Consider the following 24,950-nt stretch of genomic DNA (forward strand, 5'->3'; position numbering starts at 1 on the left):
CCTGCCCATAAATTCTTGTAATACCCGGCATACGGATTCGTTGCTTGACCTCAGGCGCGGTTCGCCCGCATCCTTTACCTCGCGTCGAGTTCCCACTGCGGTGGGATTAAAACGGGAACCGGGATAGACCCGGGCTGCCCCCGCAACTGTAAACGGTGTTGGCCGCGCTAAAAACCACTGAGCCCTCGAGGCTTGGGAAGGTAGCGACGGCAGTAAGCCGAAAGCCAGGAGACCTGCTCGCCGCCGTCGTCCATTCATCGGCCGGGGTGCGCCGAGTGAACGGGAGTTCCCGAGTGACGACCGGTAGGGGTCGCGCTCGCCTGCGAGACGATCCCCTGTGTCTTCGCCTTGCATGGGAACTCGTCACATGAGCGCTGCCATTACAGATCCTTTCACTCATCACGGTGCGCACTTAGGACTGGCGCGCAGCCTATGGCCGGACGCGCCCAAACCGTGGATCGACTTGTCGACCGCCATCAATCCCAGCCCCTATCCGGCGCCTCATCCCAGCGTGCAAGCTCGCGCGCGGTTGCCTGATCCACAAGAGCTCCAGAATCTGGAAGCCGCCGCGGCGCGTGCCTTTGGCGTCGACGATCCCGATCGCATCCTGGCCACGGCCGGCTCCGAAACCGTCGTGAGATTCCTGCCCCACGTTCTGCCGGCCGTGACTGCGGCCTGCATCGTCTGGCCCACCTATTCTTCGCACACCGATATCTGGCAAAGCCTCGGCGTGCCGGTCGGCCGTGTCTCCGGCATCGAACGAGCGTCATTGGCCGAAGGCACTGTCGTCACGCTGGTCAATCCCAACAGCCCGGACGGCACGATGACGCCGCGTGAGCAGTTGCTCGCGGCTCACGACAGGATCGCCGACCTTGATGGCTTTCTGGTGATCGACGAAGCCTTCGCCGACGCGGATGCTTCCTGCAGCGTCGCTTCGTTGGCCGGTACCGAACGTTATCCGCGCATGATCGTGCTTCGGTCGTTCGGCAAGTTCTACGGACTGGCCGGCGTCCGTCTGGGCTTCATGATCGGCGCACCGGCGCTGGTCAAACGGATTCGAACGGCGCTGGGCGACTGGCCGGTGGCCGCCGACGCCATCACCGCCGGGCTCGCGGCATACAACGATCCGTTGTGGGCCGAACGCACTCGCATTCGTTTGCGAAGCGCGACTCGTAAGCTCGATGCGCTATTGATTCGCAGTGGTTTCGACATCGTCGGCGGCACCCCGCTGTTTCGACTGGCACACAGCGATCTCGCCCAGGCACGCTTCAATCAATTGCTCCGCGCGGGCATTCTGGTCCGCCCTTTCACTCACGATACGAAACTCCTGCGCTTCGGCCTGCCACATGGAGACGCAGCTTGGCGACGCCTGCGCGAGACGTTGAGAGCGCGACCGTGAGAAATTGGAGCGCCCTGCCTACGCTATGGATCTCCGCCCAGGGTCGAGGCAACTTGCACTCATGAGCTGGAACACCTGGTGGCTGTACTTCGTCACCGTCTTTCTGCTGTCGGGCGCGCCCGGCCCCAACATGCTCCACATCTTGTCGCGGAGTGTGTCGCTTGGCGTGAACCGCGCCATTCCCGCGATGCTCGGCTGCCTGGCGGCGCTGGTCGTGATGCTGGTGGGCTCGGCCCTGGGGCTCGGCGCCGTGCTGCTGGCATCGCCGAAGGTCTTCGAAGTCCTGCAATACGTCGGCGCCGCCTATCTCATCTGGCTCGGAATCAAAGCATGGCGCGAGGAGACTCCCGATGCAGACAACGGCACGGCGATGGCGTCATCCGTCGTGTTGACCAATCGACAGATCTTCCAGACCGCCTTCGTCATCTCCATCAGCAATCCCAAACTGCTGCTGTTTGCGGCCGCGTTCCTGCCGCAGTTCGTGAACCCGACCAGCCCGAAGATTCCCCAATTCGCGGTCCTGGTGGCAACCTTCTCGCTGTGCGAACTGTTCTGGTACGCGGTGTATGGTCTGGGCGGCAACCGCCTGCGCCACTACCTGTTACGACCCGCGTTGCGACGGATGTTCGATCGACTGACCGGCGTGATGTTCGTCGGCTTCGGGATCATGCTGCTGCGGTTTCGTCCTCAGTCGTGAGCCGCTAGCACCGCTCCGGTCCCGGCCGATCCGGCATCACCGCGAATCGAGCGAGCCTGCTCAACGTCCCGCCGGGCGAGCTCACGCGATCCATCACATTCAGATCCGCTCTCAGCTCAGCAGGCGTGATGTCGAATGTGAAATAACCGCGCTGCGCATTATTGAGCGCGATGTTGGGATTGTCGGCGAGCAACGTTTCCGAGCCCGGCAACACGGGCATGCCATCGCCCCCCGAGCTGATCGACGTGCCCAGGAATTCGCTCGCCATCGCCTCACCGTCGGGCCGGTGGCGATCTGCCGGCACCCGGCCGACGAAATACTGATGCGAATCGCCCGAAGCCACGACGACGTTGGTCAGTTGCCGTTCGCCGATCGCACGGACCAGGCGCTCACGGGACTCGGGGAAGCCGCCCCAATGATCCTTATAAGTAGAGACCAGCCGGCCGGAGTCGGCTGCGCGACGAAGTAAAGGCATGAGCAGGACCTGCTGAGCGATCAGGTTCCAGCGCGCATCATTGCTCAATCCGCGATAGAGCCAGCCTTCCTGCGCATACCCCAGCATGGTCTCGCCTGAAACACGATAGCTTCGAGTATCGAGTACATGCATCCGGAACAAACGACCGTAGTCGAGCCGGCGAAACATTCGCAAACCGCCCGGGCTCGGAAACTGTTCGCGGCGCACCGGCATGTGCTCGTACCACGCCTGCATCGCCGCCAGCTTGCGCAACTCGAACAACTCGGGCGGCGTGTCGTCCTGGGCGTGCTCACCGCCCCAGTTATTGTCCACTTCGTGATCGTCGAAGGAAGAAATGAATGCGACGGCCTGATGCGCAGCCTGTAAGTCGGGGTCGGTTTTGTACTGTGCGTATCGTCGCCGATAGTCATCGAGGCTGTAGAGCTCGTCGCCCAGATGGCGCCGGCCCGCCATCGGGTCAGCAGTGATGCCAGATCCTTCATAGATGTAATCACCGTAGTGAAACACCGCGGCCAACTCCGGCTCCTGGCTCAGGTAGCGCCACGCGCCGTACCACCCGCTCTCATAGTGCTGACAGCCAGCGACCGCCAAACGCACCCGTTGCGACAATTGGCCAGCTGCGGGCGCCGTTCGTACTCGACCGACCGGACTCGCCTCTCCGCCGCCGATATAGAATCGATACCAGTAGGGACGATCCGGCTGCAATCCCGCAACGTCCACGTGCGCCGCATGTGCCAGCTCGGGATGAGCAAGCACCTCGCCCGCGCGAGCAATACGACGAAACCGCTCGTCCTCCGCCACCTCCCAATGCAACGAGACGCTGCGCGCCGGCATGCCGCCGTGAGGCTGCAAAGGTTGCGGCGCCAATCTAGTCCAGATCACGAAGCCATCGGGCGTTGGATCGCCCGATGCAACGCCGAGCGTGAATGGATATTCCGCGAGCGCAGGTTTGCTCCACACCCGGGCTGCCGACCCAGACAGCAGCAGCCCACCCATCCCTCGCAACAGAGATCGACGATCCACGGATCAAAACACCGCGCGGAAACCGAGCGTGCTGGTGCGACCGAACTTCTGATAGTACGTGTTGAGCGTGGGAACACTCTCTTGCGCCGGCACCGTCCGACTGTACGGCGAATCGAGCAGATTGCGCACCGAGAAGAACACCTGCCACTGCCGGCTCAATTGATAGCTGCCAGAGAGATTCGCCTCGACGCGATCGTCCACCACGACGCCGGTGGAGTCATACGGCTTGTCATCTGCCCACACCGTATTGAGATTCAGACCGAATCCGCCGCGCGAATACGACAAGGCCGCGGTCACCATGTGCTTGGCCATGCCGAGCATGGTTTCCTCGGCTTCGCTGAAAGTGTATGAGCTGCGCAGACTCAGGCCACGAAACGGATCGGGCAGGAAGTCGAACGACTGCTGATACTCGATCTCGGCGCCACGCACGGTGATGGTCTCGTCCGACACAGAACGCGTGGTGCGGAAGGTGTAGTCGTCGTAGATGCCACCGGCGTAGCCATATTCCGCCGCCGTCAGGTCCACGGTCTGGAACAGGCCTTGAATCTCGTTCTGAAACAGATTGACCGCAAACAAGCCGGTGGGCTCGAAGTAATGCACGGCGCGGATCGACACGTTGTCCGAAAGCTCCGGCTCGAGTCCCGGATTGGGCACGCTGACGATGCGCTCTGCCTCGTCCACCGTCTGCACACCGGCGAGCACGTTGACCTGCGGACGACGAATGGTCTTGCTGTAGCCCAGCTGCAGCTCGGTCTGATCGTCGAAAGCGTATTTCAGCGACGCGCTCGGAAAGAAGTAGTCGTACTTGCCAGTGCGATCCACCTTGGGCCGCGATTCATATTGATACTTCAGTCCATCGATGGTCGTCGCGCGGCCCGTGGCAGCCGAAGCGGCATAGCCCGCAGCCACGACCTCCGAGTAAGTCAGCGGATCGGTCTGTCTCGCGCGCGTTTCGGTCTGTTCCCATCGCCAGCCCGCACGCAAACTCACGCGCTCGCTGAAGTCGACCGTGCCCATCAGATAGGCCGCGTTCTGATCTTCCTCGAAGTGCCGGACGTTCGCGATATACGCTGTGTAGTAATTGGCAGCGGTCAGCGTGCGAGTGAAGTACTCCGGATGACTGAGCAGCAGTTGCCCGATTTGATAGTTGCTCGGCATGAACAGGCTCGAGGCGCCGCTGGTCGTGCTCAGATGAAAATCGTTGTCGTCGAACGACAGCTGCACCGGGCTGCCGTAGTTCTGCCAGAACTGCCCCACCGACAGCGGACCGACATAGGTGTACTGATGCGCTTCGCGCTCGTTGCCGAAGTCATACGTGTTGCGCGCCAGCTTGAATCCGGTCTTGAACGTGACGGCCGTGGGCGCAAGCCACGCCTTGAACGTGAGATTCATTGCCGCGGAGTTCAACTCGCTCTCGGCGTAGCGACCATCTTCCGCCTGAATCACCGGCCGGCTGTAACTCGACGGGTTGCTCCAATCGTTGCCGCTGAGCTGCGTGATGTTCCAGTTCGGCTCGCCGAGGCCGGAACGCTCGGCCGAGAATGCACCGGATGCTTGCAGCGAGCCCACGGAAAACACCGAGCCGTGCCAGTCGAGCGGATCGTAGCGGCTGGTCGAGCTGGAATGAGCAAGGCGTCCGTCGAGCGTGACTCGATCGCCGGTCCACTCGAAGCTGGGAATGGCGCTCACGATACGTCCCCGCTTCGCCACCGCCAGCGCCTCCGAGTTCGCGCGGGCGCTCGAATGTCGCGTCGTGAAATCCGTGAGCACATCGCCCGTCACCGACATCGAGCGATCACCCGTGGTGAACAGCCAGGAGCGCTGGCCCGACCACAGATCCGATTCGTTGTACATGGTCAGCAGCGACAGGATCAGTCGATCCGTCGCCTTGAAATCCACCGTCAGCGAAGTCGCGAAGCGCTCCACGGTCTGATTGATCTGTTGGGCGCGCATCGCAGTCAGCGCAGTCGCGTTGCCGTTGGCTGCAGTCGGCGTGAAATCCCATCCCAGGGTCATGCGCTCCTGCTGGATGTAGGTTTCCGAGTTGCTGAGGCTGAGCAGCACGCCGAGGCGGTTGTCGAAAAACACATCCGAGTATTCGAGCTGCGCCCCCGGCAGGAATCGATCCTGATCGCCGTCGCCCGGCCCGCCGTCATGATCATCCCAAAGGTCGGACTGGGTGCTCGCGCTGATCTGCCCCGCGATGCGCCGGCCGTTGCGGTCGAAGGCGCGCTTGGTGCGCAAATTGATGGTGCCCGCCGGCGCATTCGCATCGACGTCCGCGCTCACCGTCTTGGAAATTTCGATGGCATCGATGCTGCTCAAGGACACCTGCTCGAAGCTGAACGTGCGAGAGGCGCTCGATCCGAGATTGGCATCCGCCGATGCCAGCTCCACGCCGTTGATCGTGACCGACGTGTACTCCGGCGGCAAACCTCGCAAGCGCACGGTGCGCACCGTGCCGTCGACGCCATCGGTATCCACGCCTGGCATGTACTTGATGAACTCGCCGACATTGCCCTCGGCAATGTCGCCAAACGCTTCCGAGGACAGGCTGTTCTTGATATCCATCGATTCGCGCTGGCTCATGATGGCCCGCGCATCGCCGTCGAGCATGCCGGCGCTCACGGTGATCTCTTCGAGAATGTCCTCGGTGCTGCCCAGGCGTAGCAGATCGAAATCCAGTTGCGCCGACTCGCCCGCCTGCAAAGTGACCGTGGCGTTTCTATCGCTGCGCCCGGTGAAGCTCACCGACACTTCGAACGTGCCGGCCGGCAAGCCGACGAATCGATATTCGCCGCGTTCGCCCGTGGTCGTAGTCTGCCGCATGCCCGAATCGGACGTCGCACGCACGATGGCATTGCGCAGATATTCGCCAGTCGCCACATCGAGAACGCGGCCTTCGATGACGCCTGTTCTGATTTCTCCCGCACCACCGGTGCGCGCAGCCGCGGAGGCATTGATCAGGGTGAAAATGCCGCCCTCTTCGGAATCGATCGTGAGCTGAGTGCCTTCCAGCAACTGCGTCAGCGCGGCGCGCACTTCCATTTCGCCAACGACCGCAGGCGTCTGAATGCCTCGCAGCTGACCCGCGGGCGCGACGATCTGCACACCCGCCTGGCGAGCGAATTCCGGTATCGCCATTACCGCCGATTGCGCTGGCACGTTGAATGATTTCGGCTCGGCATGAGCACGCGCGCCGGCCACGAGCAAAACGGCCGCCACGCAACGCGCCAGCAGGGACTTCGAAGGAAACATCTCGAGCTACGCTCCACGACCGCGTGTAGCGCAGTCTTCTGACGCGTAAGAGCCGCCGGCGCGGCTCAACCCCTATGTGTCACCAAACTTTAATATGGCGAGTCAGCGCGACAGCACGATCGCATCCGGCTGTACCGAAAGGTTGGCGCCGAAGATGCGGGCGACGGAGCGGCTGAACCCCACCGGGTCGTTGGCGGAGAACAGGCCGGTGATGGACTCGTTCGCCAGAGCGGGATCGGTGATCTGAATGTGAACATCGCTGTAGCGCGCGAACGCCTGAGAAGCGAAGGCGAGCGTCTCGCCATGCAGCGCAATCTTGCCCTCCCGCCAAGCGAGCTGGCGTGACAGAACCTCCGGCGCGACGGCAGCGGCTTCGGCACTCGTCAGCACAGAGTCGTCACGAACGGTCATCGCCAGATGAGTATTGGCGGTCAGGCTGGTCGCGCGGCCCGGTTTCAACAGCTCGATGTTTCCAGAGCGCACCAGCACGTCGACCGGGCCGCCTTCCAGACGGCGCACCATGAACGCCGACGCCGACGCGCCGAGCTGCTGGCCGCCGACCTCGACGACAAACGGTCGTCGCGCATCGGCGGTCACTTCGAAATACGTCTCCCCCTCCAACACCCGCACCAGCCGGCGCTCCGATCCAAACTCCACCTCGACACTGGTGGCCGTGTTCAACAACATCGTCGAACCATCGCCGAGGGGGATCAGACGCATCTCGCCTCGCGCGGTCGCATAGGCCTGCGAGCTGCTCAGCGACAGTCCGACGCCAACGGTCACCGCCAGACTCGCAGCCAGGCCACCGCCCCACGCAAGCATTGTTCTGCGCGACAGCCGGGGGGCGGCAGCGGGTGTTTCAGTGAAGTCGTCGGGGTTGTAGTGCGGCCCGAGCGCACGCGCCGATTCGCTATACATCGAGACAGCTCGTGCACGAAACAACGCGCCCGGCCGACGAGAATCGCCCTCCAGCCAGTCCTTCAAGGCCGCGGTTTCCTGCGGGGTCAGCGGCCCGTTATCGATTTTCGCGGCCCACTCCGAGGCCGCGATATCAACGCTTTGACTTGTTTCCCGTGATTTCATCTCGGGCTGCGCCTTGCGATTGATCGTCGGAGCCTGGGGACACGGTCACATCACGAGTGAAGCGCTCTGCCAGCAGCCGCAGTCCCCGTGCGATGTGTTTCTCGACCGTGCTCTCCGAAATTTTCATCTGTCGCGCGATATCCCGGTGCGACAGCCCACGGACGCGGCGAAGAATGAATGCCTCGCGCGTCTTCTCCGGCATCACCGCGATCGTTTCGGCCAGATAGCGCAGCTCGTCGCGAGCAATCGCGCCCTGCTCGAGCGACGGCGCGGCGCCAGCCGTGTCCCATTGATCCAGATCTTCCACCGCCTGGATATCGACGATGCGCGCCCGCCGGATGTGACGAACGACCAGCGAGTGCGCGATCTGGAACAGATAACCGCGAGGATGACGGATGGCTTGATAAGCCGGCTGCGAGGCCAGGATGGTATAGGCCTCCTGGACGATGTCGTCGACATTGATACCGGAGCGCTGCTTCCGGCCGAGCCAGGCGCGCAGCGCCGGCTCATGCGGCAGGATGTTACGGAGGAACCAGCGGGTTCGCTCGGGATCGCTCACGGTCATCGGAACATGTCATCACGGTCCGCCGGGATTCGCCGGCAGCCAGCTGTCTAAGTGACATTCGTTACAGCTTGATGACAGCAACCGCCCGTCAGCGCGGGAAATCCTCTTCCCAGAATTCGCCCGCGGCACGTTCGCTGCCAGCGCGCAGCTCTACTTCTGCCGCACGCAACTCCCCACGGCGAATTTTTCCGGAGATGGTTTTAGGAAGCGCGGCGAACTGCAATCGACGAATGCGTTTGTAAGGAGACACGCGGGCGCGCACATGCTCCAGAATCGATCGTGCGGTCTGCGCATCGGGCGTGCCCGTCGCGCCGAGCACGATGAAGGCCTTGGGCACCGAGAGTCGCGTCGGATCCGGGCTCGGCACGACCGCCGCTTCCGCGACTGCCGCGTGTTCGATGAGCACGCTTTCCAGCTCGAACGGACTGATTCGATAGTCGGACGATTTGAAAACATCGTCCATGCGCCCCACGTACGTGAGATATCCGTCCGAATCGCGGCTCGCGACGTCGCCGGTGTGATAGAAGCCGTCGCGCATGACGGCGTCGGTCCGCTCCGGATCGTCGAGATACTGTTGCATCAGTCCCAACGGACGTTGCGACAGGTCGATACAGATCTCGCCTTCGTCGCCGATGCGCCTTTCGGCATCGATGAGCTCGATGCGATAGCCCGGCAGCGGCCGTCCCATGGAGCCGGGCTTGAGCGGCAATCCCGGGGAGTTGCCGACCTGCGCGGTCGTCTCGGTCTGGCCATAGCCATCCCGAATCGTGACACCCCACGCCTGCTCGACCGCCGCGATCACTTCCGGATTCAACGGCTCACCGGCGCTCATTGCCTCGCGCAGCACCGGCCTCCAACGCTTCAAGTCCTGCTGAATGAGCATGCGCCACACGGTCGGTGGCGCGCAAAACACTGTAACTGCACAGCGCTCGATGACATTCAACAGCGCGACTGGATCGAAACGATCGTACTGATACGCAAGCACCGTGCTTTGCGCATTCCAGGGCGCGAAGAAACACGACCAGGCGTGCTTCGCCCACCCCGGCGAGCTCAGGTTCAAATGCACGTCGCCCGGCTTCAATCCGAGCCAGTACATGGTCGAGAGATGACCGACCGGGTAGCTCGTATGGGTGTGCGCGACGAGCTTGGGCTTGGCCGTCGTCCCCGATGTGAAGTACAACAGCAGCAGATCGTCGGCACGGCTCTGCGCGGCGTCGATCTGTGTGGGCTGCGCGAACGTCGCTTCGTAGTTGAGCCAGCCCTTCACGGCCGGCCCGACGACGATCTGTACGGCCGCCGCGCGAAGCTTCGTAAACCGTTCCGCGAGATGAGAGTGCGTGATCACTGCCTTGACGCGACCACGCTCCATGCGATCCTCGAGATCGGTGCCCTCCAGCAGCGTCGTCGCCGGAATCATCACGGCACCCAGCTTGATCGCCGCCAGCATCGTCTCCCATAAGGGCACGACGTTGCCGAGCATGACGAGCACACGATCGCCCTGCCCCACGCCCTGCGACGCCAGGAAGTTGGCGACTTGATTACAGCGTAGGCGGAGCGACTCGTACGAGTACGCATCGTCGCGTCCCGAATCGTCCACGACTCGTAGCGCCGCCCGCGCGTTGCCGACGGCGATACGATCGAAGTAGTCCGCCACCCAGTTGAAGTTGGCGAATGCCGGACGCCGGAACGCACGACATGCGGCCGCCAGATCTTCTCTGGCGGCCAGCAATGCATCGCGGGTGGCAATGAACTCTCGCGCTGCTGACATAGGCGCTCAGAACTTGATGCGAGTCTGCACGCCGTACCAGCGCGGTTCGCCGTACGTCGTGTAGGTTCCTCCGAGCGGCGCGCCGGAAACGTCGAAGGCAAACGTCTCGCGCTCCTCGTCGAGCAGATTGTTCGCGAACACGGCAACCGACAGCCGATCGTCCATCAACGAGAGCGTGACGCGCGCGTTGACCAGCCAGCTGGCCGGGATCTTGGTCACCGGCGCGTTGGTCAGCTGAGCGTAGAAATCGTCGCCGTAGCTCGCGGTCACATTCACGTTCAAGCCGCCGAACTGGAAGTGCGTGTCCTTGCTGGCGGAAAGGTTGGCAGTGTAGCGCGGCGACTGCGGAGCTTCACGGCTGACCCGTCGATTGCCGATGGGCACATCGTCCACTTTCGTGCGCAGGTACGCACCGCCGACAGAGAACAAGTAGCCGTCTCCGGCGCTGAGCGACAGCTCCGCGTCCGCGCCGTACATCGAGGCCGTGGTATTGAACAGCGTGAAGTTGAAGCCGCGCTGGTCGAAGGCCTGATAGTCGTCGTAGTCGTAGTAGAACACCGCGCCGTTGAGTCGCGCACGATTGTTCAGGAACTGGAACTTCTCGCCGATCTCGTAGGCGAGCAAGCTCTCGCCCTTGAAGCGGAACATGGACAGCGGCGCCTGGCCGACGAAGCCGGCGTTGTAGTTGAACGCTTTGTAGCCCAGGCTCACGCTGGAATACAGCAACAGATCGTCGGTCGCCGACCAATTGAGCTGCACGCGACCCGACGTTCCCGTTTCGGCATGCTCGTCGCTCGTGGTGCCGTTGGCCGCCAACGTTCCAGGCTGGATGAACAGCGGGCACAGCGCGCCTTCGCACACTTCAGTGTAGTTGTACTTCTTTTCGTCGCGCGTCACGCGCACGCCGGTCGTCAGGCGCACCGAGTCGGAGATGTCATATTCGCTTTGTGCGAACGCCGACGCCGACCGCGTGTCCACGCTGTAATTCGCTCGCGGATACGACGCGAAGGCCGGCAGATTGAAGCCCTGGAAGTAATCGCCGTCGATATACAAATAGTAAACACCCGCCGTCCAGCGAAAAGCGCCGTCGGCATCGATCAGGCGCAACTCCTGAGTCAGGTGGGTCGCTGCCGCATTCTGCTGGAAGATGCCGATGGGATACGGCGAGAAGTCGTTGTCCGAATCGTAAGTGCTGTCGAGCTTCTGATAGCTCGTGATCGACGCCAGCGTGAGCGTGTCGAACTGATACTGAACCTTCGCGCCCGCGGACCAGGTGCGTCGCTCCAACTGGCCGGGATAGTCGAGCGCGCCGGTGTACGGATCGCCGTCGGCGTCGACATAACCGAAGCCCGTCGGTGAGCCGGGCGGCAACCGAATGCCCAAGCCGTCCGCGTCCGGAGCTGCGCCGGTGATCATACTCGCACCGGTATAGATGGGACGGATCTCGTAGTAGTCGGCAAACAGCGAGATATCGAGCTGATCGGACGGCTCGATCTTGACCTGCACGCGACCGGCGACGGTATCGTCGTTGGCGTAATCGGGGCCGATCGCATTCTTGAAGTAACCGTCATTCCGGTTGTAGAGCACGGCGGCTCGCGCCGAGACCGTGTCGCTCAACGGTCCGCCCACGGCGCCTTCGAATCCGAGTTGATCGAAGCTGCCGACCGTCAGTTCAGCAAAGCCGTCGAGCGACTGCGTCGGCTGACGGGTGATCACATGTAACAAACCGCCAGTGGCGTTGCGGCCGAACAGCGTGCCCTGCGGTCCTTTCAGGACTTCGACGCGCTCCACGTCGTACAGCCGCTGCACGCTGGTGGCGTTGGAGGGCTGATACACCTCGTCGATGTAGTAAGCATTGGCGGGTTCGATGTGGCCGGCGAAATCGTTCTGCGACACGCCGCGAATCGAGATCAGGCCGGCGATCGGCGAGCCACCCGGATCGGCGAATTGCAGGCCCGGCGTGAGCAGGGCCAGATCGGTCGAATCCCGCACGCCGCGCTGGACCAGATCGTCCGAGCTGAACGCGCTCAGGCTGATGCCCACGTCCTGAAGATTGGCGCTGCTGCGAGTGGCGGTAACGACGATTTCAGTGAGGCCGCCGAGCTGTTCCGACGTTTCGCTCGACTGTGAGTACGCAGGCATGACCGCCGCGCACGCAAGAATGGAATGAAGGCCGCAGGCGACACGCACAGCGGCAGACGTGCGATTGGACATGATCCCCCCGTTTTGAGCGCCACTCGGATGTGGCGTCTGTTCGGGGAGGACTGTGACAGAAGGGTCAAACGGCCCACATGACGTGAACCACTCATATCAACGACCGATCGGACCTCCTGTCACGACGGTCGTGGCTCCTTGGAAAAAAGCGTGGTGTTTTTCCAGGAGCCCGCCACCTGCGGCGGCGAGGCACATCCATGTACCCGAGGGTTGCTATTGCAGGCGTAGTAACTTCGACACCAGCTGCGTACGGCTCGAAACATCCGCCTTGGCGTAGATGGAACGCAGATGATTCTCGACCGTCCGCAGGGCAATGCGCAGCTCGGTCGCGATGCCGGCGTTGCATAGACCGGCGGCGACCAGCCGGGCAATTTCACCTTCTCGTTCGGTCAAAGCGAACAGCCGCGTCGATGCATTCAGCAAGCGCGCCGTCAGCGGCTCGCTGGTGATCAACAAATATCGCTCACGCCCGCCGGGACTGCGCAACCGGGACACTGAAATCTCCAGCGGCCGGATGCCACCGGTCGTGAACACGTTGCGTCCATCGCCACCGTGGCCCGAGACCTCGCCGGAAATCAGCAATCGACGCACCTCGCCGAGCAGCGCCGCGGTCCCGTTCGCAGGACTCACATCGAGATCCGCCAGACCGCGAGCGTTGGCATTCTCGATGGCGAGATCGTGGTCGAGGATCACGTACCCCACGCCACCGCTCATGCTCAAGGAATTCAGCACATCGTGCGACAGACGCTCGGCATCCTGATAGGCCAGCAGCCGCATGGCCGAGGTGATCGCCGGCGCCAGTCGTTCAAAGGTGCGGACCTCATGCGACTGGAACGGCCGGTCATCGACACAGCGATGAAAGCCGATGCACATGAGCTGCGGGCCGGACGCGATCGGACACGGCACGATCAACGCCATGACGTGCCCGATGTTGTACCGATACAGAAAGGCATCGCGATACGCATGGTCGTGCAGATCCACCGCGCTCGCCGACAGCCCCGACACCAGTTCAATCGGTGCCTGCGGGTGATGCAGCCAGCGCAGGCCCGAACGCACCACCGGGTCGAGGCGGAAATAGTGATCCAGGTAGACCTCGGCTGCCTCCGGCGTGTCGCCGGCGTACGAATAGCTCGCCGCGTAGCAATCCGCCCGGGGCGCGCTGGCAAACCGGAAATAGACACCGCTGGTCGCAGCGATGCGGGCCGCGACCGGGCGCAACAGCTGCGCGTCTACAGTGCTGTGATCGGTGCAGGCAAGAATCTTCGCAACGGCTGACTCGATCGAGTCGTCAGCCACTTCCACGCCGTGCATGGAGCCCCCCATTGGCGCCGAGCCAGGAAAGGGGACGGATACAATCTGCCCCCGTCCCGCAAACCTACACCAGGCGGCCCGGGCGACTCAACCGAGGCGTCGAATCGGGTCGGCACCGTCCCAACGCTGGCCCGACTCCCGGATCATCGCGAACAGCTCGATGACCGGCGCGGTCATCTCGATCACCTCGATCATGCCCTGCAAATCCCGACGCGCATCGACATAGGCGGCCTGGGCGCCGATCGAGACCCGGGCATCCAGCACCTTGTCATAACCGCGCGCCACATAATCGTCCACGGTACGCTGATAGTCCGCCGGCGCCACGCCGACGGCATAGTGATGAAAGCCCCAGCCCCGCTCGCGCTGTACTTCTTTATAGACGCTGGGCAGATCGTCCCGCTGCTGAATCAACTCGTACATCATGCCGCCCGACATGCCCAGACACAGCGACAGCTTCGCCTGCGACGGCACGCCGCGATACTCGAGCCGCTCGAACGGAAAGTTGTCGAAGTAGAACCAGGGACCGATGCCGAGCGCCTGCGCAAAGCGCGGCATCGCCGCTTCGATGTTCTCGACGAAGTAGGCCATCTGAATGACTTGCATGATGTTATCTCAATGAGCCAGCACGTAGCCGCCGTCGCAGGCAATGGCTTGCCCGGTGATGTAACGCGCCTCCTCCGAGGCTAGAAACAGCACCAGGTTCGCCACATCCTCGGGCTCCTGCAACGAGCCCATCGGGATCTGCGCCACAAACGCCGCTGTGAACTGCTCGACCGACGCGCCGGCTTGACGCGCCATGCGCTCGAACAATGCTTCGAGCATCGGCGTACGCGCCTGGCCCGGATGCACGGAGTTGCAGCGAATGCGGTAACCGGAGGTCGCACAATGCAGCGCCACCGACTGAGTGAGGTGCTGCACGGACGCCTTGGCCGCGCCATAGGCAGTCAGAAACGGCGTGGGCACCAGCGACGCGATGGAAGAAACATTCACGATCGAGCCGCCGCCCGATTCCGACATCAGTGCAATCGCGTGCTTGCACGCGAGGAACACGCCGGCGCTGTTGACGGTGAAGATCTTGTTCCAGTCGGTCAGCGGCGCGCCCTGCGGATCCTTGGGCGCGCTGGGATCGCCTTCGATGCCCGCGTTGTTGACCAGGATGTGCAAGGCTCCATGCGCCTTGCGGATCGACTGCAAGATATCGATCCAGCCCTGTTCGGAGGCGACATCCTGCACGATCGCGTCCGCATTCAGACGCCCCGCGGCCTCCTGCAACACAGCCGCGTTGAGATCCGACATCACCACGATCGCGCCCTCTTCCTTCAAGCGCTTTGCTGCCGCGAATCCGATGCCTTGCGCGGCTCCTGTGACCAGTGCCACCCGACCTTCGACTCGTTTCATAGATCGCTCCAAACCTTTATTCGAAATGCGCGGACGGCGGACCCGCGAGCTGCGCGCCATCGACGATCAAGGAAGAACCGTCGATCATGATCGCATCGTCGGAGGCCGCGAACGCAATGGTGCGAGCGATATCGTCCGCCGTCGCCACACGCCCCATCGGCACCTGACGCGCCATGCGCGCCAGCAACTCCGAACGACTGCCCATTGCCGCCGCGACTGGATCGAGCATCTCGGTGTCGACATAGGTGGGATGCACGGAGACGCAACGGATCGGATAGCCGCGTTGCGCGCAGTGTAGTGCTACCGACTTCGTGAGAATCGTGACGCCGCCCTTGGAGGCACAGTAGCCCGCGATATCGGCAATGCCGACCAATCCACCCACCGAGGAAACATTGACGATGGCGCCACTGCCCCTGGTGCTCTTGATCGTGCGCACGCCATGCTTGCAACCGAGCATGGTGCCCGTCAGGTTGACGGCCAGCATCGCATTCCAGTCTTCGAGCGTGACATCCTCGATGGAGCCGCCGCGACCGATGCCGGCGATGTTACAAAGGATGTCGAGCCGTCCGAACCGGTCGACCGTCCGGCGCATCGCCTGTTCCCATTGCGATTCGTTCGCAACGTCGAGCGTCAACGCCAGCGCGTTCGCTCCGATCCGCGCCGCCGTCCGCTCGGCGCCGTCAGCGGAAATGTCGGCCGCCACGACGCGGGCGCCCTCCGATGCGAATAGCAACGCCGTGGCGCGCCCGATGCCGGACGCGGCACCGGTGATGAATGCCGTTTTACCTTCGAGCCTGCCCATGATCCCCCGCTCGCAATCTGCCCGGCGAGGCTGAAGTCGGGCGCAGGCGGCGGCAATAGCGTATTCCACTCAGCCCCTCGGGGCTGCACCTCCCGCGGGATTTCCCCGGCCGCGCTCCTTGGAGTCACGCGGCCTAAGGGGTATGAGTGGTTCTCGTCATGTCCTGGCCCACGACGGCCCTCCTACCATCCGCCTCACAACAGTTGACGGGGGATTGGCATGTCGAGCGTATCCATCAAGCGCAGCGAGAACAGCACGGTCAAGGCGACCGCGACTCACAAGTCGGCGTTCTTCGATCCGTCCGGCCTGCCCTGGGCCGACTGGGTCATGCCCGGCACCTGGTTCAAACTGCTCAACGTCAACCCCTACACCGGCGGCTTCTCGATGTTGCTCAAGGTGTCGCCGGACAACGCCGCAGCGGTGCACGGCCATCTGGGCGCGGTCGAAGGCATCCTGCTCGAAGGCGGCTTCAGCTACGGCGAGGATCGCGGTCGGGCCGGACACTATGTCTACGAAGGCGCCGGCATTCGCCACGAGCCGACCACTCATCCGGACGGCATGATCATGTTCGCCGTCGTGCACGGCCCGTTGGCCGGCTATCACGACGATGGCGCCGTCGCCGCCGTCGTCGATGCGCGCTTGATGTACGACCTCGCGGTCGCCGCCGGCGCAGCGGATCACATCGAACGGCCGTCGCACTGGTGATCCGCGACGTGTCGTTGGAACCCATCGAACGCGCCAGCCAGGACGAACTGCGCGCCCTGCAACTGCACCGACTGCAATGGTCGGTGCGGCATGCTTACGAGAACGTACCGCACTATCGACGGATGTTCGCCGAGCGCGGCGTGCATCCGGACGAGTTGCGGACACTCGACGACCTGGCGAAGTTTCCGTTCACGACCAAAGCCGATCTGCGCGCCAACTATCCGTTCGGCATGTTCGCCGTGCCTCGCGAACGCATCAGCCGGATTCATGCGTCGAGTGGCACGACCGGCCAACCCACCGTCGTCGGCTACACCGCCAACGACCTCGACACCTGGGCCAATCTGGTCGCGCGCTCGATTCGTGCAGCGGGCGGCCGACCCGGCGACATCGTGCACGTGGCGTATGGCTATGGATTGTTCACAGGCGGTCTCGGCGCTCACTACGGTGCCGAGCGTCTCGGTTGCACCGTGATTCCGATGTCCGGCGGGCAAACTCAGAAACAAGTGCAGCTCATACGCGACTTCCGGCCCGACATCATCATGGTCACGCCCTCGTACATGCTGGCGATCGCCGATGAGTTCACCAGGCAAGGCCTCGATCCGCGCGAATCTTCGCTCAGCCTCGGCATCTTCGGCGCGGAGCCCTGGACGGAAGCCATGCGTGCCGAGATCGAAACGACCATGGACATCGACGCCGTCGATATCTACGGCCTGTCCGAAGTCATGGGCCCGGGCGTCGCCAACGAATGTATCGAGACCAAAGACGGCCCGGTCATCTGGGAAGATCATTTCTATCCGGAAATCATCGATCCGGAGACCGGCGCGGTGCTGCCGGACGGTGAGCTGGGGGAGCTCGTATTCACCTCGCTCAGCAAGGAGGCGCTGCCCATCATTCGCTACCGGACGCGCGACATCACTCGATTGCTGCCACCGACCGCACGCTCCATGCGACGCATGGCGAAGATCATCGGCCGTTCCGACGACATGATGATCGTGCGCGGAGTCAACGTGTTCCCAACCCAGATCGAGGAGCTGATTCTGCGTCTGCCCGAGCTCACGCCTCACTATCTGCTCGAGCTGACTCGCGAGGGACGGCTCGACAATCTGACGATCCACGTCGAAGCCGAGACCTGCCCCACCGCCACCGCCGCTGCGAACACGCTCGGAGAAGCGGTGAAAGCGCACATCGGCATCAGCGCCGATGTGCGAATTGCGCCGAGAGGCTCCATCGAGCGATCGGTCGGCAAGGCGCAACGCATTCGCGACAATCGACAGCGCGGCTGACGCTCAGGTCTTGGGCGAGAAATCCTTGAACGTGCAGATCTGGCCGTTCACGCCGATGCCGGTGAAGCGGTCCATGTCATGGAAGCTCTCGGTCACCAGCGAGAAATCCTTCATGTCTTTCAGCGGTGCGCAGTCCTGCGTGAACTTCATGTTGAACTTGTGACCGGCCTCGTCCGTGACTTCGAGCTCGCGATCGTTGATGTAACGAAAGCTGGCTATCCGGTTCAGATCGATGGCCTGCGTCAATGCATCTTCGGCCGGCGGCGGAATCGGTCGCCACTTTGCGAAGTCGCGATCGCTGGCGGTGCCAAAGCCGACGATGGCAATGGCGCAAAAGGCGACGCCGGTGGCGGCCACGATCAGGCGGTTGAGCGGGATGTTCATGGCTGTCTCCTCACCCCTGTGCCGCGGCGGAGTCGTCAGCATCCGGGCTGCGCTTGGCCGGCGGGCCCTCGCTGACCGAGAAGCTGCCGAAGTAACAGCGGCCCCAACCGGGCAGGATCACAGAGCTGAAGCGATCCAGCGTGTCCATGGGCTGCGCGTCGAAAACGATGGAGTAGGCAAAATCCAGACCGACGCACGGTCCCACCAGCGACGCGTAAAACCATTGCCGATGCGCATCCTCGACCCACAAGCCCTTGTCGCCATCGGCCTGCCAGTCGCGGATGCCCCCAAAATTCACGAATGGGATGGAAGCCCGGGCTGGGGTGGGCTGCTGGTTGGCGGCCAGCACGCCGCTCACGGGCGCAAACGCCGCGGCCGTCAGCAAGCCGGCCGCCGCGGCCTTGACGATCTTGTTCATGACATTTTCCTCATCGAGCGTGACCGGATCGGATCACGGCTGCAGAATGCGAGCCGAGGCTGACGCGAATCTGACGTTCGGGGGCCAGGGGCCTATGCGTGTGCTGATCGTCGAAGACGATCCGTTGATTGCCGACGCCGTCCGCCAGGCGTTGCTCAAGTCGGGTTTTGCCGCGGATATCGTCACCAGCGCGGAGGCCGCCGCATCGGCATTGCAAGCTGAATCCTTCGACCTGGCCGTCGTCGATATCGGTCTGCCGCGCGAGGATGGATTGCACCTGGTCCGTCGATTGCGCGCGGGCGGCAAGTCCACGCCCATACTCATGCTCACAGCGCGTGACGGTTTGTCCGATCGCGTCAACGCGCTGGATCTCGGCGCAGACGACTACATGACCAAACCGTTCGAGGTCGCCGAGCTGGTCGCACGTTGTCGAGCGTTGATCCGGCGGGCGAACTCCGCAGCCAACAACCAGCTTTCGTTCGGCGGCTTGCAATTGGACATGACACATCACGCGCTCAGCATCGGCAGCAGGCCTGTGGAGCTGACACAGCGTGAATGGTCCATTCTGGAATGTCTGGTGCTCAACGCCGGACGCATCGTATCGAAGGACAGACTGATGAGCTCGGTCACCGACTGGACCGAGGAGCTCACCCCCAACGCCATCGAAGTTTATGTCTCGCGCCTGCGCGGCAAGCTGGGCGACGCGGCCCGGATTCGCGCCGTGCGCGGCATGGGATATCGCATCGATGAGAAAAACAAATGAACGCGGCCCCTCGATCCGCCGGCGGCTGTTCACGCTACTGCTCGTTCCCGCGGCGCTGGTGCTCGCAGCGGGCACGCTCACCGACTATCTCGCTTCACGCTCACCGCTGAGAGATGCCTACGATCAGGCGCTGATCGATGCAGCGATCGCCATTGCCGCCTATGTCGAGCCGGATGCTCGAGGCAATGCAACGCTGACGCTGTCCCCTCATGCCATCGCGCTGCTTCGGTCGGATTCATCCGATTCAATTTATTTCCAGGTGAGTGGCGCCAACGGTCGATATGTCGCGGGCGACGCCGGTCTGCCGCAACTTCATCAAACCGTGAGCAATCCGGCGCGCGGCGACGCCCACTATGGCGGCGAACGCATTCGCATGGTCGCGTATCGGGCGATGACGACGGCCGGCCCGATCATCGTCACCGTGGCAGAGACCATGCACAAACGCGACAACACGTTGAACCGCATTCTCTCCAGTGCGCTGCTGGTGGACGCCGCGCAGCTCAGCCTGGTGTTACTGCTGATCTGGCTCGGCGTGCGACTGGCGATGGTCCCGCTGCATCAAGTTGAAAAGCAGATCGGCAGCCGTTCACCGCGCGACCTCGCAGCGTTACCGACGGCGGAGGTGCCGGTCGAAATACTCAGCCTCGTGAAGACGATCAACCGGCTGTTCAACGTCCTGCGCGATACCGGCTCGGCGCAACGGCGCTTTCTCGAAAGCGCTGCTCATCAACTGCGCACGCCATTGACTGGCGTGCAGGCACAACTGGAATTGCTGGCGGCCGAAGCGACCGAGCCCAACCAGGAGCGGCTGGAGCGCGTGCTCGATGCGACCCGACGCCTCGCTCACACCACACATCAACTGCTGACGCTGGCCCGCTCGGACGAAGCAGCAAACCTCAACTGGGATTTCACCTCCCTCGACCTGGCACAACTGGTGGAATCGATCGTCACGCAACGCCTGGCCACGGCGGATCTCGCCGGCATCGACCTGGGCGCGCAGATCGAACCCGCGCGCGTTCGTGGAGTTGCGTGGTTGCTCGAAGAAGCATTGGGCAATCTGGTGAACAACGCCATCGCGCATACGCCGGGCGGCGGGAGCGTCACCGTCCAGTGCGGCAGCGAGCACGGCGCCGCGTTCCTGGAAGTCATCGATACAGGCGTCGGCATCCCACCCGCCGAACGTCAGCACGTGCAGGAACGTTTCTTCCGAGCCAGCAACGCGCGTGGCAACGGCACGGGCCTCGGCCTCGCCATCGTGAATGAAGTTGCGCAGTTGCATGGCGCCGGTCTCTCCATCGACGCAGGCCCCAATGAGCGCGGTACCGCGATCCGGCTGACATTTCCACCCGAAGCTGGAACGTCAGTTTGATGTAAGGCTGCGGGCCTACTGTGAAGCTCCAAGGAAGAAAACCGAGCTTCCTGTAGGAGTCGAAAATGAACGCTTCATTAACAAATGTTCAGCGCCGCCTCACCGCCGCGATTGCGGTCGCCTGCACACTTGTAGCCGCTGCCTCGCCGGTGCTGGCGCAAGAGCCGGAGCATCTGCGCATGCATGGCTTGGCGCACGAAGACCGCATGCATGAAGACCGTGGCATGCCCGAACGTGGCTTCGATACGCAGCGCGAAGGAGCCCTGCCGGAACGTGGCTTCGATACGCCGCGTGAAGAAGCCCTGCCTCAACGTGGCTTCGATACGCTGCGTAACCCGCTGCCGCAATCGCCGGCACAGCGCTATGCGCCCGCTCGCTTCACGCCGCCTCATGGCGCCGTTGTTACGCACCTGCCGCCACAGACGATCGTCGTTCAACACGGGGGCGTGTCGTACAACGTTTACAACGGCGTGTGGTATCGCCCCTATGGCCCGCGTTTCACCGTAGTCGCAGCGCCCATCGGCGCGTTCGTTCCGATGCTGCCTTCGTTCTACACGACGGTGTGGTTCGGCGGCCTGCCCTACTACTTCGCCGACGATGTCTATTACTCGTGGCGCCCGGAGCAATCGGCCTATGAGATCGTCCAGCCGCCGCCGGGCGCACCGCAGCCGGTGGTCAACGGCGATCGGGTCTATGCCTATCCGCTCGAAGACCAGAGCCCGACGCAGCAGGCCCGCGATCGCTACGACTGCCACGTATGGGCGAGCGACGAAATCGGCCTCGCTTCGTCACAGACCACGAACTCCATGACAACCGCGCAATCGGCGGACTACGACCGCGCGCTGACCGCCTGTCTCACCGGCCGGGGTTACAGCGTGAAGTGAGTGGCCACCGACGTCCGCTACGGTTTCGAATCCCGCGCTTGCAACGTGACGCGATACTCGTGCGCTGCTATCTCTCGCGTCGAGATTCTCTCGGGTTGAACTTGCACGACATCGAGTTGCAAGCCGCCGACCGCGGCGGGCTTACCCGCCGTCAGCTCGTGCTGAACGGCTTCGGCGCCGCCGCTCCGGGTCGCGAGTTGTACTTTGACCTCGCCCGCCCAGACGCATGTCACATCGGTAGGACAGCGCGAATCCTCAACGACGCGTACGAATTCCACGTCGAGCTTGCGCGGCCCGAACAGCGCCCGTTCCCCGGGCGCCAATTGAATTTCCTGATCGAACGCCGCTTCGCGCGGCGCAGGAGCGCCCGCCGAATGGCAGGCCGCCAGCGCCACCGTCAACAACAGAAAGTAATGACGTCTCATATCGTGAGAATAACAGCGCGGGCCCGAATAGGCCCGCGCCGCCTGAGAGTTTCCGGCGCTAGAAACAACCCCTCATTGCTGCGTAATCCGCACGTCGTCGATGCCTGCTTCAACCAGGCTCGCCGTGCCCGCATCGGCCGCTTCGATCAACAGCCGCACGGTCTGGCCGGCAAAGGCATTCAGACTGGCCGACGCCGTCGACCACGCGCCATCGAGATTGGATGCCGCGCCCAGGCGCTGGAACACCACACTGGTGGTGGTACCAATCACACTCACCCGCAGAAAGTCCGCGTTGGTCGCATTACTGCCATGGGCGAGATACTGACTGAAGGTCAAGGTCAGCGTGCCCGTCGCTGGCAACGTGATTGCTGGCGAACGAATGGAGGTGACGCCGCCGTCGACATCATTCTCACCCGCGCTCGCACCGGCCAGGCGCGCAGTGACCAGACCGTTCGTGCCGCTGGTGGTAGTGCCGAGTTGCTTGGTGCCGCTGGATGTCGTCGCCTCCGGATCGCCCCGCTCCCAGGCACCGGACACCGCAGTGTCGGTCCCGTTCGGATTGGTCTGCCAACCCAGGCTGGTCTCGAAGGTATCTTCGAACACCACCGTCCCACCGCCCCCCTGACAGGAAGCCGGCACATCGAAACCATTCGTCGGTGTCGTGCTGGCCGAACCGCCACTCACCGCGTTCGAGCCGAGACCGAACGCCGCAAAGGCCTGCCACACCCGACAAACATCTTCACCCCCATGATTGTCCATCGCGGCCTGGATGATGCCATCGCGGACCTGAGTGAAAGTCGGATTGCAGGCGGTGTTCTTCAAGCCTTCGTTCACATACAACATCATGCGCTGGTTGCCGGCGCTGCCGGTGGCGTTGTAGAGATTCGCATTGAAGCCCCATTGATCGACGAGCTTCCAGTACACCTCCCACGCCGCCTGCGCCCACACCGAACCGACGCCGTGTGGAACCGCCATGCCGTTGATGCTCGCATACGTCCACGTGTTGACGGCTGGATCCGTGCTGTAACGCTGAGTGCGGATGCCCGCGCCGCTGTTCGCCTGACCCAACGCGTAGGTGCCCATGCCACGAGGAGTTGCGCCGGTGTCGCTGGCTCTCGCGGTGTATGCGAGGGCCCACCAATCCGACAGTCCTTCGCCCGGCTGCTGACGATTCGTGAGGCAATTGACGTTGGACGGTCCGCCGATGAGACGGTTGGATATGCCGTGGCCGTACTCGTGCACCACGATGCCCGCATCCAGATCGCCGTCACGATCCGGGTTCGGACTGGTCCAGATATACATCTGCATGCGCGGCCGCGAACCGTCGGCGGGCGTGGCGAAGTTGGCGTTGTTGGTGCCACCGCCGTCCTGCGCTTCGGCTCTGACCGAGTCGTTGCCCGCGCCGCCGCGGCCGTAGTTGTTCACTTGGAAATTGCCGGCTGCCTCGTCGAACCCATACTGATACTGAACGTCGTGAATGATGTTGTTCCAGTAGAACAGGTTGGTCACGGCGCTCGGACGATAGGTGCTCGGCGCAGCCGAGAGATTGATCGCAAAGTCGAAGTTCAGCGCCGAACCGCCGCTCGGACTCGACCCGGAATCCGGCGAGTTGTTGTTGTCCGTATCGGTGTACGCCTCGACGTTGTTGCCCTGAGTCGTCGTAAACTCCGCGCCGGCAGCGCCATTCGTGTCGTGCCACCCGAACGGAGACGCGAGCGTGTTTGCAGGATTCACCACGAGCGTGCGGCCATCGGCAGGCGGCAGCGGACTGGTATGCGTCGGGCTCTCCACCGGCTGCGGATAAACACGATATTGATCCGCGACCGTGCCGTCGAAGCGCGTCCAGACCTGACCGTTCTCCGCGTCGACCGTGAAATCCCACGTGTGCTGCTCATCGAGCGTGTCGATCTGGAAGTTCCAGACCAGACGCGCTTCGCCTCGCCGGATCGGCAACAACATCAGCCGTCCCTTGGTGGCCTTGGTCGGCACGGCGATGCCCGAAAACTTCGCAGCCGCACTGACTGCCGCCGGCAATGGCATGCTCGGTTTCAGAGCACGCACCGACTGCGCCAGTCCCGGCAAAAATGAATTGTTCACACTGACGATGCGACCGTCCCGATTCACGTTGACCTGCAGTTGCGCGTTGTACACCGGGATGCCGGCATGACGCTGCTGCAGATAAATGTGCGTGGCCCCGGTCACGCGCGAGTAAACGACGTCCGAAACCACATTCCCTTGCAGGTCGGACGCCTCGAGCCCCAACGCAGCGACATTGCTGCGAACAAACGCCACCGCCAGATCCATGGGCCGGCCCTTCGAGGGGCCCGTGAGATAACCGCGCTGACTGGAAAGCGAGCTCACCGCTCCCGTTGTTTCATCGGATTCGACGGTGAGCTCTTCGACATTGGCCACCAGTCCCTGAATCGACTGAGGCTGAACGGCCGCGGCGGATCGGGAAGCGGCGAAGCCGCGGTTGAGATCGAGCCGGGCATCGAAATGACGCTCGGCATCCTGAGTGGGTGATATTTCTTGCGCGCCCGCCAGCGTGCTCCAGCACACGCCGCAGGCCAACGATAGCGACGCGACTGCGAATCCTCGGCATCGGTTCATGATGCAACTCCTTCCGTGAGCAACTGAGGAATGTGGGTCGGGTGCGATTCAGTGGCAGGCGCCACTTCGTGTCAACGCGAAAGTGACCACTGCGCCTAGCAATCTTTGCTACGAGC

The 24,950-nt window shown here is 63.0% G+C and carries 21 protein-coding genes and 1 riboswitch; of the genes, 7 read left to right on the forward strand and 14 right to left on the reverse strand.

Translation table 11 applies throughout. From position 1 onward, the window contains the following. Nucleotides 1–69 precede the first annotated feature (69 nt). A riboswitch (cobalamin riboswitch) is annotated at nt 70–255 on the forward strand. 112 nt (nt 256–367) lie between these two features. Continuing rightward, complete coding sequence (locus tag EKO19_RS19925) at nt 368–1,399, forward strand: threonine-phosphate decarboxylase (protein WP_129778191.1); 1,032 nt, start codon at nt 368–370, stop codon at nt 1,397–1,399. 61 nt (nt 1,400–1,460) lie between these two features. Further along, nucleotides 1,461–2,096 (forward strand): LysE family translocator, encoded by a 636-nt coding sequence (locus tag EKO19_RS19930; RefSeq protein ID WP_129778192.1) that lies wholly within the window; start codon nt 1,461–1,463, stop codon nt 2,094–2,096. A gap of 4 nt (nt 2,097–2,100) precedes the next feature. Here the strand turns inward: EKO19_RS19930 and EKO19_RS19935 are convergent, their stop codons facing one another. From EKO19_RS19935 to EKO19_RS19980, 10 genes are all read right to left on the reverse strand, one after another. Further along, a complete protein-coding gene (locus EKO19_RS19935; protein ID WP_217705468.1) occupies nt 2,101–3,594 on the reverse strand; it encodes an alkaline phosphatase D family protein in 1,494 nt (497 codons plus the stop codon). Between the two features lie 3 nt (nt 3,595–3,597). Beyond that, the gene (locus EKO19_RS19940; protein WP_129778193.1) at nt 3,598–6,852 is read right to left on the reverse strand and encodes a TonB-dependent receptor; all 3,255 of its coding nucleotides are present in this window, start codon (nt 6,850–6,852) and stop codon (nt 3,598–3,600) included. A gap of 102 nt (nt 6,853–6,954) precedes the next feature. After that, a complete protein-coding gene (locus EKO19_RS19945) occupies nt 6,955–7,935 on the reverse strand; it encodes a FecR family protein (RefSeq protein ID WP_129778194.1) in 981 nt (326 codons plus the stop codon). Continuing rightward, nucleotides 7,904–8,500, reverse strand: a complete 597-nt coding sequence (locus EKO19_RS19950) for an RNA polymerase sigma factor (RefSeq protein WP_129778195.1) — start codon at nt 8,498–8,500, stop codon at nt 7,904–7,906. The genes EKO19_RS19945 and EKO19_RS19950 overlap by 32 nt, the downstream gene beginning before the upstream one ends. Before the next feature lie 88 nt (nt 8,501–8,588). After that, nucleotides 8,589–10,268 carry an AMP-binding protein gene (locus EKO19_RS19955; protein WP_129778196.1) on the reverse strand — a complete coding sequence of 560 codons (1,680 nt, stop codon included), beginning with the start codon at nt 10,266–10,268 and terminating at the stop codon, nt 8,589–8,591. A 6-nt stretch (nt 10,269–10,274) separates the two neighbouring features. Then, complete coding sequence (locus EKO19_RS19960; RefSeq protein WP_129778197.1) at nt 10,275–12,482, reverse strand: TonB-dependent receptor; 2,208 nt, start codon at nt 12,480–12,482, stop codon at nt 10,275–10,277. Between the two features lie 213 nt (nt 12,483–12,695). Continuing rightward, nucleotides 12,696–13,793, reverse strand: a complete 1,098-nt coding sequence (locus tag EKO19_RS38875) for a helix-turn-helix transcriptional regulator (protein WP_217705469.1) — start codon at nt 13,791–13,793, stop codon at nt 12,696–12,698. Nucleotides 13,794–13,880: 87 nt separating this feature from the next. Beyond that, on the reverse strand, nt 13,881–14,396 hold the full coding sequence (locus EKO19_RS19970) for a VOC family protein (protein WP_129778199.1): 516 nt from the start codon (nt 14,394–14,396) through the stop codon (nt 13,881–13,883). Between the two features lie 9 nt (nt 14,397–14,405). Further along, nucleotides 14,406–15,191: an SDR family oxidoreductase gene (locus tag EKO19_RS19975; RefSeq protein ID WP_157995348.1), complete on the reverse strand. Its 786-nt coding sequence runs from the start codon at nt 15,189–15,191 to the stop codon at nt 14,406–14,408. A gap of 16 nt (nt 15,192–15,207) precedes the next feature. Then, nucleotides 15,208–15,993, reverse strand: coding sequence for an SDR family NAD(P)-dependent oxidoreductase (locus tag EKO19_RS19980; protein ID WP_129778201.1), 786 nt, complete (start codon nt 15,991–15,993; stop codon nt 15,208–15,210). Nucleotides 15,994–16,212: 219 nt separating this feature from the next. Here EKO19_RS19980 and EKO19_RS19985 point away from each other — a divergent pair, with 219 nt between their 5' ends. Together EKO19_RS19985 and paaK are read left to right on the forward strand one after the other, a co-directional pair. After that, complete coding sequence (locus EKO19_RS19985) at nt 16,213–16,698, forward strand: 2,4'-dihydroxyacetophenone dioxygenase family protein (protein ID WP_129778202.1); 486 nt, start codon at nt 16,213–16,215, stop codon at nt 16,696–16,698. An 8-nt stretch (nt 16,699–16,706) separates the two neighbouring features. Continuing rightward, complete coding sequence (gene paaK, locus EKO19_RS19990) at nt 16,707–17,981, forward strand: phenylacetate--CoA ligase PaaK (protein ID WP_246038917.1); 1,275 nt, start codon at nt 16,707–16,709, stop codon at nt 17,979–17,981. A gap of 3 nt (nt 17,982–17,984) precedes the next feature. Here the strand turns inward: paaK and EKO19_RS19995 are convergent, their stop codons facing one another. Next, nucleotides 17,985–18,365, reverse strand: a complete 381-nt coding sequence (locus EKO19_RS19995) for a hypothetical protein (RefSeq protein ID WP_129778204.1) — start codon at nt 18,363–18,365, stop codon at nt 17,985–17,987. Nucleotides 18,366–18,375: 10 nt separating this feature from the next. Continuing rightward, on the reverse strand, nt 18,376–18,783 hold the full coding sequence (locus tag EKO19_RS20000) for a DUF6491 family protein (RefSeq protein ID WP_129778205.1): 408 nt from the start codon (nt 18,781–18,783) through the stop codon (nt 18,376–18,378). Between the two features lie 94 nt (nt 18,784–18,877). On the opposite strand from EKO19_RS20000, the gene EKO19_RS20005 reads away from it, so the two are divergent. From EKO19_RS20005 to EKO19_RS20015, 3 genes are all read left to right on the forward strand, one after another. Then, nucleotides 18,878–19,546 carry a response regulator gene (locus EKO19_RS20005; RefSeq protein WP_129778206.1) on the forward strand — a complete coding sequence of 223 codons (669 nt, stop codon included), beginning with the start codon at nt 18,878–18,880 and terminating at the stop codon, nt 19,544–19,546. Next, nucleotides 19,530–20,915 (forward strand): sensor histidine kinase, encoded by a 1,386-nt coding sequence (locus EKO19_RS20010; RefSeq protein ID WP_175597121.1) that lies wholly within the window; start codon nt 19,530–19,532, stop codon nt 20,913–20,915. The genes EKO19_RS20005 and EKO19_RS20010 overlap by 17 nt, the downstream gene beginning before the upstream one ends. A 65-nt stretch (nt 20,916–20,980) precedes the next feature. After that, nucleotides 20,981–21,799, forward strand: coding sequence for a DUF6515 family protein (locus EKO19_RS20015; RefSeq protein WP_129778208.1), 819 nt, complete (start codon nt 20,981–20,983; stop codon nt 21,797–21,799). Between the two features lie 17 nt (nt 21,800–21,816). Here the strand turns inward: EKO19_RS20015 and EKO19_RS20020 are convergent, their stop codons facing one another. Continuing rightward, a complete protein-coding gene (locus tag EKO19_RS20020) occupies nt 21,817–22,224 on the reverse strand; it encodes a hypothetical protein (protein ID WP_129778209.1) in 408 nt (135 codons plus the stop codon). 72 nt (nt 22,225–22,296) lie between these two features. After that, entirely contained in the window at nt 22,297–24,834 is a 2,538-nt protein-coding gene (locus EKO19_RS20025; RefSeq protein ID WP_129778210.1) for a M36 family metallopeptidase, read from the reverse strand. Nucleotides 24,835–24,950 lie beyond the last annotated feature (116 nt).

Origin of the sequence: Peristeroidobacter soli (assembly GCF_004138485.1) — a bacterium.
In the GTDB taxonomy this organism is placed as follows: Bacteria; Pseudomonadota; Gammaproteobacteria; order Steroidobacterales; family Steroidobacteraceae; genus Steroidobacter; species Steroidobacter soli.